Raw genomic sequence first — 16,239 nt, 5'->3', positions numbered from 1 at the left:
ACATGAAGAACCTAACCAACATAGCAGATACATTCACAAGAACAGAAAATCCTGTTGCTGTTATGTCTTTTTTTACTCCTTTGAGGAGATTTAGGTCTTTGTTCAGGGCAAGGTCCCTCTAAAATTTTATGGTATCCCATGTGGAATACCGCCAATAGCTTCAACGTTACCTTAGTATATCCTATCAACAAGCCAACCTGATTGGCATAATCATCCATATAAATTCATGGAAGAACCAACTTTCATTATTAGACCAGCTACAGAGAAAGACTGTATTCATGCGCTCACCATCACGCAGGAAATGGAGGAATCTGCGAAAGCACGTGGTACTGGTATCGCTAAGCGTTCCCCCGAATACATTGAAACCAAAATGAGAGAGGGGAAAGCAGTTATTGCTTTGACAAAATCTGGAAAATGGGCTGGATTTTGTTATATTGAGGCTTGGGGGCATGGAAAGTTTGTCGCCAATTCTGGTCTCATCGTTGCACCAGAATTCCGAAAATATGGGCTGGCTAGAGAAATCAAAGGAGAAATCTTTAAATTGAGTAGGACCAAGTATCCGGATTCCAAAATATTCGGACTAACCACAGGACCTGCCGTCATGAAAATCAACTCAGATCTCGGCTATATACCTGTTTCCTATGGCGATTTGACCGATGACGAAGATTTTTGGAAAGGCTGTAATAGCTGCGTAAACGTTGAAATACTCAAAAGCAAAAGCAAACAAAATTGCTTATGTACGGCTATGCTGTACGATCCCGCCAGAAAAGCAAAAACACAGGATATCGCCTTGAGAAAAGACTTCAAGAAAAACCTCAAGTTATTTGAACGTTGGACAAGAATTAAAAAACGTATCCTGTTGAATTTGAAATTAACCAAGAACAAAACATTGAACTTATTCTAATCATCCTGAGAAGGATCAATCTTTGAATTATGAAAAAAACAGTTTTAGCGTATAGCGGAGGTTTAGACACTACTTTTTGTGCCATTTACCTATCCCAAGAATTAGGCTATGAAGTACATGCCGTATTGATCAATACTGGAGGATTTTCTTCCGAAGAATTAGAGGAAATCCAAGAAAGGTCTACCAAATTAGGTGTTGCTTCATTTACTGTTTTGGATGTAACCAAAACCTATTACGAGGAAGTACTCAAATACTTGGTTTTTGGAAATGTATTGAAAAATCAAACCTATCCCCTATCAGTAAGCGCAGAACGGATTCTTCAAGCCAAAACACTGGCAGATTATGCCAAAAGTATAGGCGCTACCTCCATTGCCCATGGAAGTACAGGTGCAGGTAATGATCAGGTTCGATTTGATATGATTTTTCAGACCATTATTCCTGATATTGAAATCATCACTCCTATTCGTGACTTAAAATTGAGCCGAGAACAGGAAATCGACTACTTACAAAAGCATGGAGTTCATATGAATTTCACCAAAGCTGCGTACTCTGTCAATAAAGGTATCTGGGGAACATCCGTAGGTGGTAAAGAGACCTTGACTTCTAATTTAACCTTACCGGAAGAAGCTTGGCCAACACAAGTAAGCAAAACAGGTGAGGAAACCGTAACACTCCAATTTGAAAATGGTGAGTTAAAAGGAATCAATGGAGAAAAATTTGAGCATACAGTTACAGCGATTCAAGCACTACAAGCCATTGCTGCGCCTTATGGAATCGGAAGAGATGTACATGTGGGAGATACCATTATAGGTATTAAAGGACGTGTGGGCTTCGAGGCAGCAGCGCCATTAATCATTATCAAATCACACCAACTACTTGAGAAACACACCCTGACGAAATGGCAATCCTTCTGGAAAAACCAATTGGCTGAGTTTTATGGCAACCACTTGCATGAAGGACATTACTTGGATCCTGTGATGCGTAATTTGGAAAGCTTTTTAGAAAGCACTCAAACCTATGTAACAGGCGAAGTGACTGTACAGCTCAGTCCGTACAGATTCCAACTTGTCGGGATTACCTCTGCCCATGATTTGATGGCCTCCAAATTTGGAAGCTATGGGGAAATGAACAAAGGATACACAGCTGAAGATGTTAAAGGATTTACACGAATTCTCGGAAATCAAACTGCCATCTTCCATCAAGTAAATAGTCATGACGAAAATTAAAACAGCCATCATTGGTGGTGCCGGCTATACAGGTGGAGAATTACTACGCCTACTAATCCATCACCCCCATGTGGAAATTGCATATGTTCACAGCAACAGCCAAAAAGACAAGCCTGTCACCCATTCGCATCCAGATCTGATTGGGGAGACGGATTTAATTTTCACTGATGCTGTACATACAGAAGGAATTCAAGCTGTTTTTTTGGCCTTGCCTCATGGAGAGACCAAATCATTTTTGGATAAACATCCTTTTGCTGAGGAAACCATCATCATCGATTTGAGTACGGACTTCCGTGATGAGAGTTATGGTTTCGTTTATGGCTTACCCGAAACCAATTTGAATAAGATTCAAGTTGCCAAAAAAATAGCCAATCCTGGTTGTTTTGCCACAGGTATTCAGTTGGCATTGGCACCTGCTATTGCGAATGGTTGGGTAAAGGATGCTGTCCATGTTTCCGGAATAACTGGAAGTACAGGAGCTGGTAAAAAACTGGCTGAAACGAGTCACTTCTCTTACAGAACTGGAAATTTATCGGTGTACAAGCTTTTTACGCATCAGCACTTGAAAGAAATCAAACAAACGTTCAAGCAGTTAAATGCCTCCTTCAATCAAGAAATTCTATTTGTGCCTTATAGAGGCAACTTTAGCAGAGGCATTTGGATTACTGCTTATTTTCCATTCGAAGGAAGTGAAGAAGAGGCAGTAAAAGCTTATCAGGAATTTTATCAAGATGCTGCATTTACCTTTATTTCAACGCAAGACATTGATCTGAAGCAAGCTGTTAATACCAATAAATGCATTCTTCACGTTCAAAAAGAAGGTGGCATGTTGGTCATCTATTCAGCGATTGATAATTTATTAAAAGGTGCTTCGGGGCAAGCTGTCCAAAACTTGAATATTGCCCTTGGCCTTCCTCAACAAACAGGGCTTCAGCTTAAAAGTATAGCCTTTTAAATCATTGATTATGAAAACATTTGATGTGTACCCTTTAATCAATGTTACACCAGTTAAAGCGATTGGTGCAAGCATTTGGGATACAGAGGGAACAGAATATTTAGACTTGTACGGAGGTCATGCGGTGATTTCCATAGGACATAGCCACCCTCATTTCAATCTGCGGATCAAAGAGCAATTGGATCAAATTGCTTTTTACTCCAACTCCATTCATATTCCTATCCAAAAGCAATTAGCACAAAAGCTTGGAGAAGTTTCTGGTTGCCAAGAATACGAACTATTCCTATGCAATTCAGGGGCAGAGGCGAATGAAAATGCCTTAAAATTGGCTTCTTTCAGCACAGGAAAACCTGGGTTTATCTCGTTCTCGGGTGCTTTTCACGGCCGTACAGCTGGTGCAGTAGTTTTGACTGATAACCCAAAAATCATTGCTCCTTCCAATCAACGCAACGATGTATACATCTTGCCTTGGGGGGATTTGGATGCAGTGGAGGCGCAATTAGCCAAAGGTACTATTGCTGGAATTATCATTGAGGGTATCCAAGGTGTAGGAGGCATTCATGTTCCCGAGGCTTCTACCCTGCAACAATTAGCCCACTTAGCAAAGAAGTATGAGGCAAAGTTAATTTTAGACGAAGTTCAGTCCGGATATGGAAGAACCGGTAGATTCTTTGCTTTTCAATGGGCTGAGGGACTTGAACCTGATTTAATTACAGTTGCCAAAGGAATGGGAAATGGATTCCCTATAGGAGGAGTGCTGATTCATCCTTCCATTAAGGCTTCTTTTGGACTCTTAGGGACTACATTCGGAGGTAATCACTTAGCTTGTGCAGCTGGATTGGCAGTTTTAGAAGTAATCGAAGGCGAAAACTTAATAGCTTATTCAGAGGATTTAGGGAATAAACTAATCCCGATCTTGGAAGCTATACCTGGAGTATCTGAAGTTCGCGGAAAGGGTTTGATGATCGGAATAGACCTTGATAGAGAAGCAGGACCTGTCCGAACAACCTTGGTCCATAATTACCAGATGTTTACAGGAAGTGCCGCAGGAAAAAACACTATTCGCCTCTTGCCACCGCTAAACATTGACGAAGAGTCATTATTAAAATTCGCTAAAAACCTATCGATAATTTTGAATTCATAATTCTAAGCGGTAGATTCATACAAATATTTCAACAAAAATGAAACATTTTACAAAATTCGAATCCTTATCACTTTCGGAAAGCCTTATTCAATCTGCTTTGGCCTACAAAGCCAATCCTCTGATCGATGTTCAAAAAGGTTTTAAGAAAAGGATAGGATGCATTTTTTTAAATCCTTCTCTTCGGACGCGAGCAAGCACTCAAATTGCCGCATTAAACTTGGGTATGGAGCCTATCGTAATGAATATGGACAAGGAAGGATGGGCTTTGGAGATGCGTGAAGGAGCAATCATGAATAAGGGCACGGTAGAACACATCAAAGATGCTGCAGCCGTGTTGGGCTCCTACTTTGATATCTTAGCTATCCGTGCATTTCCTTCTCTAACAAACAAAACAGAAGATATAGAGGACTTTGTTTTCAACCAATTTATCAAGTATTCCGGTAAACCTGTTATCAGTTTGGAATCTGCCATAAGACATCCGCTGCAGAGCTTGGCGGATATGGTTACCATTCAGGAGCATTGGAAAGAAACACGGAAACCGAAAGTTGTTCTGACATGGGCTCCCCATATCAAAGCAATCCCACATGCAGTGGCTAATTCCTTTGCAGAATGGGCTATTGGCAACGGTCATGATGTCACCATTACACATCCAGTTGGATATGAATTGGACCCAGTGTTTACCGCAGGTGCGTATATTACCCACAATCAAGCAGAGGCTTTGGCAAATGCTGATTTTGTTTATGTAAAAAACTGGTCAGCTTTCAATGACTATGGCAAGATTCATAGCACAGATAGTTCCTGGATGCTTACTGAAAAGCATTTTGAAGCCGCCCCACAAGCTAAAGTGATGCATTGCCTTCCTGTGAGAAGAAATGTAGAACTTTCTGATGAAATCTTAGATGGAACAAGAAGTATCGTCCAAGAGCAAGCAACAAACCGAATTTATGCTGCACAAGCAGTAATCAGCCATCTTCTTGGCTAATATCAACACAACCACTTTAACTATTACAACCTATTAAACATGCAAATTAACATCATTAAAATCGGAGGGAATGTCATTGACTATCCCCACAAACTAGAGGAGTTTTTATTCCTTTTTTCCCGATTTCCTGGAAAAAAAATCCTAGTTCACGGTGGCGGTATCATGGCCACAAAATTTGGTGAATCCATGGGCGTAATGCCTAAAATGGTAGATGGCAGAAGAATTACCGATGCAGATACCTTGGATATCGTAACCATGGTCTACGCTGGATTGATTAACAAGCAAATTGTAGCCAAGCTTCAGGGATTAAACCAAAATGCATTGGGATTGACAGGTGCTGATGGCAATAGCATCTTATCCTCCAAAAGACCTGTCAAAACAATTGATTATGGCTATGTGGGGGATATTTTGAAGGTGAATACAAATCTGATTGAAAATTTATTAAATGATAATATCATTCCGGTATTCTCAGCCATTACCCATGATAAAAAAGGTCAATTATTAAATACGAATGCGGATAGCATCGCTTCCGAATTGGCTACCTCTCTTTCAAACAATCATAAGGTAAACCTCTATTTCTGCTTTAACAAACCAGGGGTATTGATCGATGAGCATAATGAAAACTCCATTATTCCCCTGATCAATGAGGAGATTTATGGGGAGTTGAAAAAGGAACAGGTCATTCATTCCGGTATGATACCTAAATTGGATAATGCTTTTGCAGCGCTGTACAAAGGAGTAAATCATGTGTGGATTGGCAAGGCTGAAAATCTATTACTGGCTGCCAAAGGTAAACTATCAGGCACCATTATCGAAAAACATAAATACGACCTATACTAAATTCAATCAATGATTTCAACAAAGGATTTAGCATCCTTACATCAGCAGCAAATTAAACTGTTACAAGCATTAATAGCTGTGCCCTCTTTCAGCAAAGAAGAGGCTCAAACAGCCAATGAGATTCAATCCTTTTTTGAATCAAAAAATATTCCTACCGAAAGACATGGTAATAATGTCTGGGTTAAAAATCTGTTTTTTGATCCAAGCAAGCCATCAATCCTTCTCAATTCACATCATGATACCGTGAAGCCTAATAGTGGTTACACTCGGGATCCTTTTCTTCCTACTATTGAGGAAGGTAAGCTATTTGGCTTGGGTAGCAATGATGCAGGAGGACCATTAGTGGCTTTAATAGGAGCCTTCTTGTGGTTTTATGATCAAGAAAACCTTCCTATTAACCTTATGTTGGCAGCAACAGCCGAAGAAGAAATCTCCGGAAAAAATGGAATAGAATCCATCCTTCCTTTACTTCCTAGCTTTGAATTGGCCATTGTGGGGGAACCTACATTAATGCAGGCAGCAGTTGCTGAAAAAGGCTTAATAGTCATTGACTGTGTAGTAAGAGGGAAAGCAGGTCATGCAGCAAGAGAAGAAGGAGAAAATGCTTTATACAAAGCTTTGGATGATTTGAAGGCAATCAAAAATTTTGAATTCAAACGATTATCTCCATTTTTAGGGAAATCGAAAGTATCCGCAACAATTATTCAAGCTGGTTCCCAACATAATGTAGTCCCTGACATCTGTACGTTCACATTGGATGTAAGGGTTACAGATGCCTATACCTTAGATGAAGTCTTGGAAGAACTTTCTCAAGCTATACAAGCAGAAATGATACCTCGCTCCAAACGACTGAACTCTTCAAAACTACCCAAGCAACATCATGCTTTCAAGACGTTGGAATCAATGGGAATTCCCACCTATGGAAGTCCCACCCTCTCCGATCAAGCATTAATCCCCTACCCTTCATTCAAAATGGGGCCTGGGAATTCGGCGCGCTCTCATACTGCCGATGAATTTATTTATGTAGCAGAAATCCAAGAAGGAATTCAAGGCTATATTCAATACTTAACCCAATACTTACAAACATACCCATGAAACTTTGGCAAAAAGATAAAGGTGCGACTCAAGAAGTAGAAAAATTCACTATTGGTCGTGATCCTGAATTTGATAATTTATTAGCCCCATTTGATGTATTAGGTTCGATGGCTCATGCTACCATGCTGGAAAAAATCGGTCTGCTAACAGCTGAAGAGTTAAAGGCTTTGTTAGGTGGGCTTCGAGAAATTTATTTTGAAATTGAAAAAGGTGATTTCAACATTGCTCCTGGTGTAGAAGATGTACACTCTCAGGTGGAGTTTTTGTTGACCGAGCGACTGGGAGAAGTGGGAAAAAAGCTACACTCCGGAAGATCCAGAAATGATCAGGTATTAGTTGACCTGAAGCTATATTATCGTTCAGCTATTCGAGATATCGTTGAAACCACACAGGATTTATTTGATTTGCTGATTGAGTTAGCTGATAGGCATCAAAAAGACTACATGCCTGGCTATACGCATACGCAATTAGCCATGCCTTCTTCTTTTGGTTTATGGTTTGGGGCTTTTGCAGAAGGGTTGACAGAAGATTTAGAGCTTTTATCCAGCGCATTTCATTTGGCAGATAAAAATCCACTGGGTTCGGCAGCAGGCTATGGTTCCTCATTTCCTTTGGATCGAACGATGACAACTGAACTGCTTGGTTTTTCTGACCTACATTACAACTCCATCAATGCCCAAAATTCACGGGGAAAAACAGAGAAGACGATCGCATTTGCATTAGCAGGATTGGCTTCGACTTTAAATCGTATGGCTTCGGATGTTTGCTTATTTATGAATCAGCATTTTGCATTTATCAGCTTCCCCGATGAATTAACCACGGGCAGCAGTATCATGCCTCATAAAAAGAATCCGGATGTATTTGAATTGATCCGTGCGAAAACCAATCATATTCAATCCATCCCTTACTTGGTCTCCATGCAGTTGACTAACATGACAACAGGATATCACAGGGATCTACAAATTTTGAAAGAAGCAACTTTTCCTTCCTTTACAACGATCCTTGATTGTTTGGATATGAGCATTTTAATGTTGAAGAACATAAAAATCCGATCTAATATTCTCTCGGATGAGTTTTACAGGCATGTCTTCAGTGTAGAAGTGGTCAACAAGCGGGTATTGGCAGGCATACCATTCAGGGACGCTTACAAACAGGTTGGTTTGGAAATCGAAAAAAACGAATTCTCCCCTCAGCAAGATCAATTGAATCATACCCATGAAGGAAGCATTGGGAATTTGTGTTTGCCTGAAATCCGACAAAAAAATCAGCATACGCTGGAAAAATTCAATTTCAAGAAAATTGATGAGGCCTTAGTGGCTCTGATTTCAGGTTAAAAACCAAGTAATATCTGGAGGTCTAATTGCTCTTCTACTTTAATTAGGCCTCCCATTTTTTTGGGAGCTTCCAAAGCTAGTTCTGTAAAAGACAAGGAAAGCTTTCCTTCGAGCCCATCTTTGGTATTATCCAATTTAAAGTTATCAAACACGAGTGTTTTACCAACAATGTTAACTGTAAGTCTACACGTATAATGCTGTTGATTTTTTCGCAGATTAGCCACTTTTACCTGGCATTTTGGAAATTCCTCAGCTTTAATTGTTTTACGAAAATCACGATTCAATAAGAAATTCCCGCAAGCGAACTCGCTCACGGGAATATTGAAATTAAGGACTGAATTATTTGTTTGGGAATTCAAAGCAAGAGTGTCTCTCATTCCATTCCTGTTGAAGCTACAGTTGAAGTTCCCAATTGAAGTCTGGCCGGAAACGGTGATCGTCTTTTGGGTGATTACCAGTTCTTTTTCTTGGGGACTTACCGATAGGAATCCAATCAGAATTAAAAGAAAGACACTCATGGAATTTAATTATTAGAAGCCAATGACACCTTCAATCATTAGACCATTAAACTTACCACCATTGAATCTGTCGTTAGCAGCGAAGTTGTTATAGTTTTGACTGACGTACTCTAATTTAGCTAAAACATTTTTAGTTACAAACCAACCACCACCAACTTGGACTCTATCAAGATTCACTTCCAAACCTGAACCCGCTAGTGGACCGGACACTTTATTATATCTACCTGCCACATAGAACTTATCCGCAGTACCAAATCTGTAAACTAAGTCCGCGCCTGTTTGATTCCAAGTTCTGTTATCCGCTTCATTTCTTGCACTACCTGTAGAACGTTCGAAGTTACCGAAGAACTCTAATCCTTGGAATTTGATGAATGGATTGAATACCAAAGCAGTGATATTGTCAGTTTGTCCTGGGTTGAACCGTCCTGAAGTAAAGTTTGCTGCTGTAGTTGCCAAGGTATTTTCCATTACTAGGTAATATCTAGAGCCTGCTCTGTCACCACCCCAAAGTGTATTTCTGTTAGAACCTGACGTGGTATAAACCGAACCTGTCATACGAACTCTCAGGTCATCATTCAATTGCTTGTCATAACCTAATTTACCAATGAAATTTGGCTGTCTGAATTGAGGATTGGTCACACCACCTTGAATCTCACCACCAGTTACTGCCACCATGGCCAAGAAACCTTTGCTTTGGAAGAAAACTTCACCACCGACTTCAGTTGTAAATGCATCCATGATATAATTACCTACAAATGGATTCCACATAGCATTACCGTTATCAGATCTTCTGAAGTGTGCATCACCGTAGTTAATTTCCATATGCCCCACTCTTACGGTCAAATACTTATCAAACCAGTCTGTTTCCCCTAGACCCAAGAAACCTAATTTATCTACTTGAATATAACCACCTTTTACCCAAGCCTCTGGATGGTGTCTGGATGACAAATAAGTAATCAAATTCAATCTTAAACCATCAGCCAATGCCACATCAATGTTTAAATTAGCTGTAGCTAGATTGGTTCCTGCTCCGATATCAACTAATTGATTGACATTGACTCCATTTGCATTTAAAACTGGAGTTGCTGTATTGGAGTGGCTAATGTTTTGCCATTGCTGGGCAAAATGACCACCGATTCGTACACGCATGCCATCATAAGCCACTGTATCTTCCTTGCCTGTTTCAAATACGTTGATACCACGTTGATCATAAGGTCTCCAGAATTGCTGGTCACGCTGTAAACCTTGAGCGAAAGAGGACATAGAGATTCCTACAAACGCAATTGCTGCGATAAAATACTTTTTCATAGAAATGGGTTTTTATTTTGTTGGTTGAAATATTGTTTTAAAAGAAATAGTTACTTCGTCTCGTGTTTTGACGGTTCCCATCAAGGCCGTAGGAGGATCGATGGAAAAATTGGTAAGTTTGGTATCATAGCTACCTTCAAATATCAGATTACTTCCATTTTGGGTTAATTTCACCGGAAAGCTTGCTGGCTTGGTCACGCCTGCGATAGTGAAATCTCCCTTAGCAGTAAAGTTGGGTGCTGAACCTGAAAGCTCTTTCAGTGTAAAACTGATTTGCTTATGTTGACCGGTTTTTAATGCTTTATATGCATTGTTATCGAGGCCTCTTGTGCCACTCTTAAGGGTTTCTGCTTCTGCATTCACTCGGAGAGATTGAGCACCATTAACGGTATTACCTGCCAATGTAAATACTGCTGTACCTTTAGCATCTTTGGAGATCATTTCCCAGTCATGTAGAGAGGATCCACCGGTAATTTTTAACTCAGTCCCTGAAGCGATTGTATAGTTGGCTTGTGCAATTGCTGAAATATTAAAAATCAGTAGTAACCCAAGCGTAGCAATTATTCGGGTGCTTAACTTTACTTGTTTCATAGACTCTGTGTGTTTTGGTTGATTTGATGATGTAAAATTGCGCACAGAGGTCTAATTAAAACATGACGAAAATCATGTTAACGTATGATTGATAACACAGGTCAAAATGCAACTCATGGGAAGAACTAAAAAATAAGAAACAGCGGATTAGATGAAACGCCAATATAATAGCTCTTATCCTTTAAGGATCGAATGACATATACAAAAAAGGCCATAAACAAAAAAAGTCTCAGATTTTACTGAGACTTTGCGGAATGGATATGGTATCAAAAATGCGACCTTCCCGAGAATCGGGACAGGCATTCTAACCAGCTGAACTACCATTGATTAAATTTTCTATAAATTCCCTGCTTTTCTGGGCTTTGATAAAGTTTTCTCTTTTGAGGGCTTCTGTTTTTGATTCGTAAGATTCATTATAAACCAAAACCCAAGGTTGTTTCTAGCTGTATATCCTTTGTGCGGACGGTTATGTTTAAGTAAGCGTTCTTCTGGATTGGAAGAAACGCCAATATAATAGCTCTTATCCTTTAAGGATTGAATGATATATACAAAAAAGGTCATAAACAAAAAAAGTCTCAGATTTTACTGAGACTTTGCGGAATGGACGGGACTCGAACCCGCGACCTCCTGCGTGACAGGCAGGCATTCTAACCAGCTGAACTACCACTCCTTTTACTTTAATAACTCAACTGTAGCTACCTTCCCGAGTATCGGGACAGGCATTCTAACCAGCTGAACTACCACTCCAATTAATCTTTTTTTGATTTGATGATAAACAAATTTGCGGAATGGACGGGACTCGAACCCGCGACCTCCTGCGTGACAGGCAGGCATTCTAACCAGCTGAACTACCACTCCTTTTTACTTTAATAACTCAACTGTAGCAACCTTCCCGAGTATCGGGACAGGCATTCTAACCAGCTGAACTACCACTCCTTTCTTCCTTCTCGTTTGAAGTGGTGCAAAGGTATACAATTGCGCTATTTTTGCAAAGATATTGAGTAAAAAAAAGAAAGCTGGAAGAGTACAATCCTCAATTCCAGCTAAATAATTTTACCTTTTTGCAAGTTTTAACTCCCAATTCCAGGCATCTCTCAAAGAATCTTCTAATGAATACTGTGGCTTCCAACCTAGAAGTCGTGTAATTTTTTCCGTACTAGCCCATGTTTTTACTACATCTCCAGGTCTTCTAGGGCCTATTTGATAATTCAAATTATTGCCAGCAACCTTTTCAAAAGTCTTCACAACTTCCAAAACGGTATTTCCATTGCCAGTACCCACATTTAAAATATCATAAAAATTGTCTTCCTGTTCTGATAAATACATAAGAGCTTTCACATGAGCATCTGCAAGGTCCATCACATGAATATAGTCTCTTACGCAGGTTCCATCAGGGGTGTCATAGTCATCCCCGAAAACCGTCAATTTTTCACGTTTCCCAATTGCTGTTTGTGTAATGAAAGGAACTAGGTTGGCAGGAACACCAATTGGTAATTCACCAATTTCTGATGAAGGATGTGCACCTATAGGGTTAAAGTATCTTAATGAAATGATTTTATTTCCAGCATTAGATTTTGTTACATCCAACAAAATGTCCTCACATATTTTTTTAGTGTTACCATATGGGCTTTCTGCATCTTGTCTAGGGGTATCTTCTGTTGCTGGTAAAATTTTTGGTTCACCATAAACAGTGCAAGAAGAAGAAAAAACAAGGTTTTTAATTTTAAATTTTTGCATTGTCTGCAATAATAAAACCAATGAACCAATATTATTATGATAGTATTTCAATGGCAATTGTGTGCTTTCACCAACTGCTTTGAAAGCAGCAAAATGAATAATGCCTTTAATTTCATGAGTACTAAATACCTCTTCCAAAACCGAAGGCTCATTACAGTCTCCTTCAATTACTATTGGCCTGAAGCCAATAATTGCCGATAATCCATCTATCGCTGATTTTTCTGATGTGCAAAAATTATCTAAAATTATAGGTTCAAAACCGGCTTCTACTAAGGCAACTGCTGTATGGGAACCAATATATCCAGCACCGCCAGTGATTAAAATTTTTTGTTTCATTAGGTATTGATTATCGTTGATGGTTTGAAGATAAGCAATTAACTTTTGATGTAAGAAATTGCAAAATCAAATTTTATAAATTAGTTTTTTCTTTGGTCAAAATAAGTTTATTTAGCTTAAGCAATCAAAAACACTATGAAAAGAATTTTAGTAACTGGAGGTGGAGGATTTTTAGGAAGTCATCTCTGTGATAAATTAATTGACGAAGGCAATGAAGTCTTATGTATGGACAATTTTTTTACTGGCAGTAGAAAAAATATCCATCATCTTTTAGACAATAAAAACTTCGAACTGCTTAGGCATGATGTTACCCATCCGACATTTGTTGAAGTTGATGAAATCTACAATTTAGCTTGTCCAGCAAGTCCAATTCACTATCAGTTTGACCCTGTTCAGACTACCAAAACCTCAGTTCTTGGTGCCATTAATATGCTTGGACTAGCGAAGCGATTAAAAATTAAAATTTTACAAGCTAGTACATCGGAGGTTTATGGTGATCCTGAAATCCATCCACAACCGGAATCCTATAAAGGCAGTGTAAACCCAATAGGTATCCGTGCATGTTACGATGAAGGAAAGCGTTGTGCAGAAACATTATTTTTTGATTATCATAGACAGCATAAGGTGAAAATAAAGGTGATGAGAATTTTTAATACATATGGGCCAAGAATGAATCCTAATGATGGCAGAGTGGTAAGTAACTTTATCGTTCAGGCGTTAAAAGGGCAGGATATTACCATGTATGGTGATGGTAAACAGACTAGAAGCTTCTGCTATGTAGATGATAATATCGACGGAATGTATAAGCTAATGAATAGTAGGGATGGTTTTACAGGTCCTGTAAACATTGGCAATCCAGGAGAATTCACTATGCTTGAATTAGCTCAACGGGTCATTGATATTACCAATAGTAAAAGTAAGATGGTATTTCTGCCATTACCTCAAGATGATCCTATGCAGCGTCAACCTGTTATCGATCTTGCAAAAAAAGAATTGGACTGGGAACCTAAGGTCAAATTGGAAGATGGGTTAAAAAAGACCATAGCTTATTTTGAATCAATCCTCTAAAAAAAAGGTCCATTAAGGACCTTTTTTTATGCTTTGTGACGCTTTATCAACACCTCCATCACATCATCCAACTCATAGCCTTTAGCCTCTAATAATACGAGGTAGTGAAACAATAAATCAGCTGCTTCCCCCATAAAAAGGTCTTTGTTATCATCCTTGGATTCAATAACCAATTCCACCGCTTCCTCCCCTACTTTTTGGGCTACTTTATTAATACCTTTGGCAAACAAAGAGGCTGTATAGGATTTATCAGCTGAATCCTGTTTACGGGATTTGATAATTTTTCGTAAAACATCGATAAAAAAAGTCTTGCTAGAATTGACTTCTGCAAAACAAGTATCATCCCCCCTGTGACAAACAGGACCTTCGGGCCTTGCCTTAATCAATATGGTGTCATTATCACAATCAACAGTCAAAGAAACTACATTTAGAAAATTACCTGAACTCTCGCCTTTGGTCCAAAGTCTATTTTTGGTTCTAGAAAAGAATGTCACCTTCTTGTTTTTCATGGTGATATCCAATGCCTCTTGATTCATGTATCCCAACATCAATACTACATTAGAATTGGCATCCTGAATAATCGCTGGAACTAGATTATCTACTTTTTGAAAGTCTATTGTTAATTCACTCATGGTTATTCAAATTTTATCAAAAGTGGCTAATGATAATCATTAAACCACTATAAAACATTTTTAATTCAGATTCGACTTGGAATTCCTTGCTGATGCAAATAGCTTTTCAAACTCGGAATCGGTATTTCTTTGAAATGGAAAATACTTGCCGCCAATGCCGCATCTGCTTTACCAACTGTAAATACATCCTTAAAATGCTCCATATTTCCAGCCCCACCTGATGCAATAACTGGAATAGAAAGCATGGAGGAGATTTCAGCAGTTATCTCATTGGCAAAACCCGCCTTCGTACCATCATGGTCCATAGAAGTCAACAAAATCTCTCCTGCGCCTCGATCACACACCTCTTGAGCCCAAGCTTGGGTCTGGAGTATAGTGGGTTTTCTACCTCCATGCGTATGGACAAAATCCAATCCGTCTACATTTCGCGTATCAATAGCTACAACCACGCATTGACTTCCAAACTCTTGAGCCATTTGATTGATGATTTCCGGATTTTTGACGGCGGCAGAATTGATGGAGATTTTATCTGCACCGGCATTCAGAAGTACCTTTACATCTTCTACGGTTGAAATACCGCCTCCCACGGTAAATGGAATATTTATAGTCTTGGCAACTTTGGTAACCAAATCTGCAAGTGTTTTCCTTTTATCAACCGTTGCCGTGATATCCAAAAAAACCAATTCATCCGCACCCTCAGCAGAGTATATTTTAGCCAATTCCACCGGATCACCTGCATCACGCAATTGCACAAAATTGACACCTTTTACGGTTCTACCGTCTTTAATATCCAAACAAGGTATAATTCTCTTCGTAAGCATCGTTGCTATTACTAAGTCTTTTTAATTTGAACCAAAACTCGCCAACTCTTCCAGGCTGATTCTTCCCTCATAGTATGCCTTCCCTACAATTGCACCATAAACACCGGTTTTCTGCAAAGCTTCTAAATCCTTCATAGAGGATACTCCTCCACTTGCAATCAAACGAAGCCCAGGAATCTCTTGCATAATCTCTTCATAGAGTTCGGTGGATGGACCTTGTAGCAATCCATCCTTAGCTACATCTGTACAGATTACGTAGTTAATACCTTTGGCAACATAGCCTTTGATAAAGTCAATCAAATCAACTGAAGTAGTTTCTTCCCAACCGGAAATGGTAATTTTCCTGTCTTTCGCATCAGCACCGAGAATAATTCTATCACCACCAAATTTTTGAATCCAATTTTCAAACATTATTTGATTTTTCACTGCTATACTTCCGCCGGTCAATTGATAGGCTCCCAGTTCAAAAGCAAGTGTTGCATCCTCATCAGATTGAACACCTCCCCCAAAATCCACCTGTAGAGATGTTCCTTGGCTGACACTTTTCAGAACTTCTGAATTGATGATTTTTTTGGCCTTTGCTCCGTCTAAATCTACCAAGTGTAAACGGTGGATACCAGCATCTTCAAATCGCTTAGCCATTTCCAAAGGGCTATCATGATACTCTTTTTTTTGATTATAATCACCTTGGGTCAGGCGAACACATTTTCCTCCAATAATATCAATGGCAGGTATGATGTACATGAAT

The 16,239-nt window shown here is 39.3% G+C and carries 17 protein-coding genes and 2 tRNA genes; 9 read left to right on the top strand and 10 right to left on the bottom strand.

All coding sequences use genetic code 11. The features are described from left to right. The first annotated feature begins 226 nt into the window (after nt 1–226). From ACXIUD_RS15910 to argH, 8 genes are read left to right on the top strand one after another with little or no spacing between them, the layout of a single operon-like run. Nucleotides 227–904 (top strand): GNAT family N-acetyltransferase, encoded by a 678-nt coding sequence (locus ACXIUD_RS15910; protein ID WP_458053633.1) that lies wholly within the window; start codon nt 227–229, stop codon nt 902–904. 29 nt (nt 905–933) lie between these two features. Beyond that, nucleotides 934–2,130 (top strand): argininosuccinate synthase, encoded by a 1,197-nt coding sequence (locus tag ACXIUD_RS15905; protein WP_458053632.1) that lies wholly within the window; start codon nt 934–936, stop codon nt 2,128–2,130. After that, nucleotides 2,117–3,085 (top strand): N-acetyl-gamma-glutamyl-phosphate reductase, encoded by a 969-nt coding sequence (gene argC / locus ACXIUD_RS15900; RefSeq protein ID WP_458053631.1) that lies wholly within the window; start codon nt 2,117–2,119, stop codon nt 3,083–3,085. The genes ACXIUD_RS15905 and argC overlap by 14 nt, the downstream gene beginning before the upstream one ends. A gap of 10 nt (nt 3,086–3,095) precedes the next feature. Next, nucleotides 3,096–4,229 carry an aspartate aminotransferase family protein gene (locus ACXIUD_RS15895; RefSeq protein ID WP_458053630.1) on the top strand — a complete coding sequence of 378 codons (1,134 nt, stop codon included), beginning with the start codon at nt 3,096–3,098 and terminating at the stop codon, nt 4,227–4,229. 37 nt (nt 4,230–4,266) lie between these two features. After that, nucleotides 4,267–5,211, top strand: a complete 945-nt coding sequence (locus ACXIUD_RS15890) for an acetylornithine carbamoyltransferase (protein ID WP_458053629.1) — start codon at nt 4,267–4,269, stop codon at nt 5,209–5,211. A gap of 39 nt (nt 5,212–5,250) precedes the next feature. Beyond that, nucleotides 5,251–6,051, top strand: coding sequence for an acetylglutamate kinase (argB, locus tag ACXIUD_RS15885; protein WP_458053628.1), 801 nt, complete (start codon nt 5,251–5,253; stop codon nt 6,049–6,051). 9 nt (nt 6,052–6,060) lie between these two features. Beyond that, nucleotides 6,061–7,146 (top strand): M20 family metallo-hydrolase, encoded by a 1,086-nt coding sequence (locus ACXIUD_RS15880; RefSeq protein ID WP_458053627.1) that lies wholly within the window; start codon nt 6,061–6,063, stop codon nt 7,144–7,146. Further along, nucleotides 7,143–8,480 (top strand): argininosuccinate lyase, encoded by a 1,338-nt coding sequence (gene argH, locus ACXIUD_RS15875; RefSeq protein WP_458053626.1) that lies wholly within the window; start codon nt 7,143–7,145, stop codon nt 8,478–8,480. Before ACXIUD_RS15880 ends, argH begins: the two co-directional genes overlap by 4 nt. Here argH and ACXIUD_RS15870 read toward each other — a convergent pair. From ACXIUD_RS15870 to galE, 7 genes are all read right to left on the bottom strand, one after another. Next, a complete protein-coding gene (locus tag ACXIUD_RS15870; RefSeq protein ID WP_458053625.1) occupies nt 8,477–8,998 on the bottom strand; it encodes a hypothetical protein in 522 nt (173 codons plus the stop codon). The genes argH and ACXIUD_RS15870 overlap by 4 nt on opposite strands. Before the next feature lie 12 nt (nt 8,999–9,010). Next, the gene (locus ACXIUD_RS15865; protein WP_458053624.1) at nt 9,011–10,306 is read right to left on the bottom strand and encodes a hypothetical protein; all 1,296 of its coding nucleotides are present in this window, start codon (nt 10,304–10,306) and stop codon (nt 9,011–9,013) included. Nucleotides 10,307–10,318: 12 nt separating this feature from the next. After that, nucleotides 10,319–10,897 (bottom strand): YceI family protein, encoded by a 579-nt coding sequence (locus tag ACXIUD_RS15860; protein ID WP_458053623.1) that lies wholly within the window; start codon nt 10,895–10,897, stop codon nt 10,319–10,321. Nucleotides 10,898–11,233: 336 nt separating this feature from the next. Next, the gene (locus ACXIUD_RS15855) at nt 11,234–11,458 is read right to left on the bottom strand and encodes a GIY-YIG nuclease family protein (RefSeq protein WP_458053622.1); all 225 of its coding nucleotides are present in this window, start codon (nt 11,456–11,458) and stop codon (nt 11,234–11,236) included. A gap of 35 nt (nt 11,459–11,493) precedes the next feature. Next, nucleotides 11,494–11,567, bottom strand: a tRNA-Asp gene (locus ACXIUD_RS15850). A 114-nt stretch (nt 11,568–11,681) separates the two neighbouring features. After that, nucleotides 11,682–11,755, bottom strand: a tRNA-Asp gene (locus ACXIUD_RS15845). A gap of 195 nt (nt 11,756–11,950) precedes the next feature. Then, a complete protein-coding gene (gene galE / locus ACXIUD_RS15840) occupies nt 11,951–12,970 on the bottom strand; it encodes a UDP-glucose 4-epimerase GalE (protein WP_458053621.1) in 1,020 nt (339 codons plus the stop codon). Between the two features lie 135 nt (nt 12,971–13,105). Between galE and ACXIUD_RS15835 the strand changes: the two genes are divergently transcribed. Beyond that, on the top strand, nt 13,106–14,038 hold the full coding sequence (locus tag ACXIUD_RS15835; protein WP_458053620.1) for a UDP-glucuronic acid decarboxylase family protein: 933 nt from the start codon (nt 13,106–13,108) through the stop codon (nt 14,036–14,038). Nucleotides 14,039–14,064: 26 nt separating this feature from the next. Here ACXIUD_RS15835 and hisIE read toward each other — a convergent pair whose 3' ends face one another. The 3 genes from hisIE to hisA all read right to left on the bottom strand — a co-directional run bounded on the left by hisIE (nt 14,065) and on the right by hisA (nt 16,235). Beyond that, nucleotides 14,065–14,670 (bottom strand): bifunctional phosphoribosyl-AMP cyclohydrolase/phosphoribosyl-ATP diphosphatase HisIE, encoded by a 606-nt coding sequence (gene hisIE / locus ACXIUD_RS15830; RefSeq protein WP_458053619.1) that lies wholly within the window; start codon nt 14,668–14,670, stop codon nt 14,065–14,067. A 65-nt stretch (nt 14,671–14,735) separates the two neighbouring features. Continuing rightward, a complete protein-coding gene (gene hisF, locus ACXIUD_RS15825) occupies nt 14,736–15,491 on the bottom strand; it encodes an imidazole glycerol phosphate synthase subunit HisF (protein ID WP_458053618.1) in 756 nt (251 codons plus the stop codon). Between the two features lie 21 nt (nt 15,492–15,512). Beyond that, nucleotides 15,513–16,235 carry a 1-(5-phosphoribosyl)-5-[(5-phosphoribosylamino)methylideneamino]imidazole-4-carboxamide isomerase gene (gene hisA, locus ACXIUD_RS15820; RefSeq protein WP_458053617.1) on the bottom strand — a complete coding sequence of 241 codons (723 nt, stop codon included), beginning with the start codon at nt 16,233–16,235 and terminating at the stop codon, nt 15,513–15,515. Nucleotides 16,236–16,239: the final 4 nt, after the last annotated feature.

It is taken from the genome of Mongoliitalea sp., from assembly GCF_054166905.1.
This window is presented reverse-complemented; position numbering and strand designations above follow the sequence as displayed.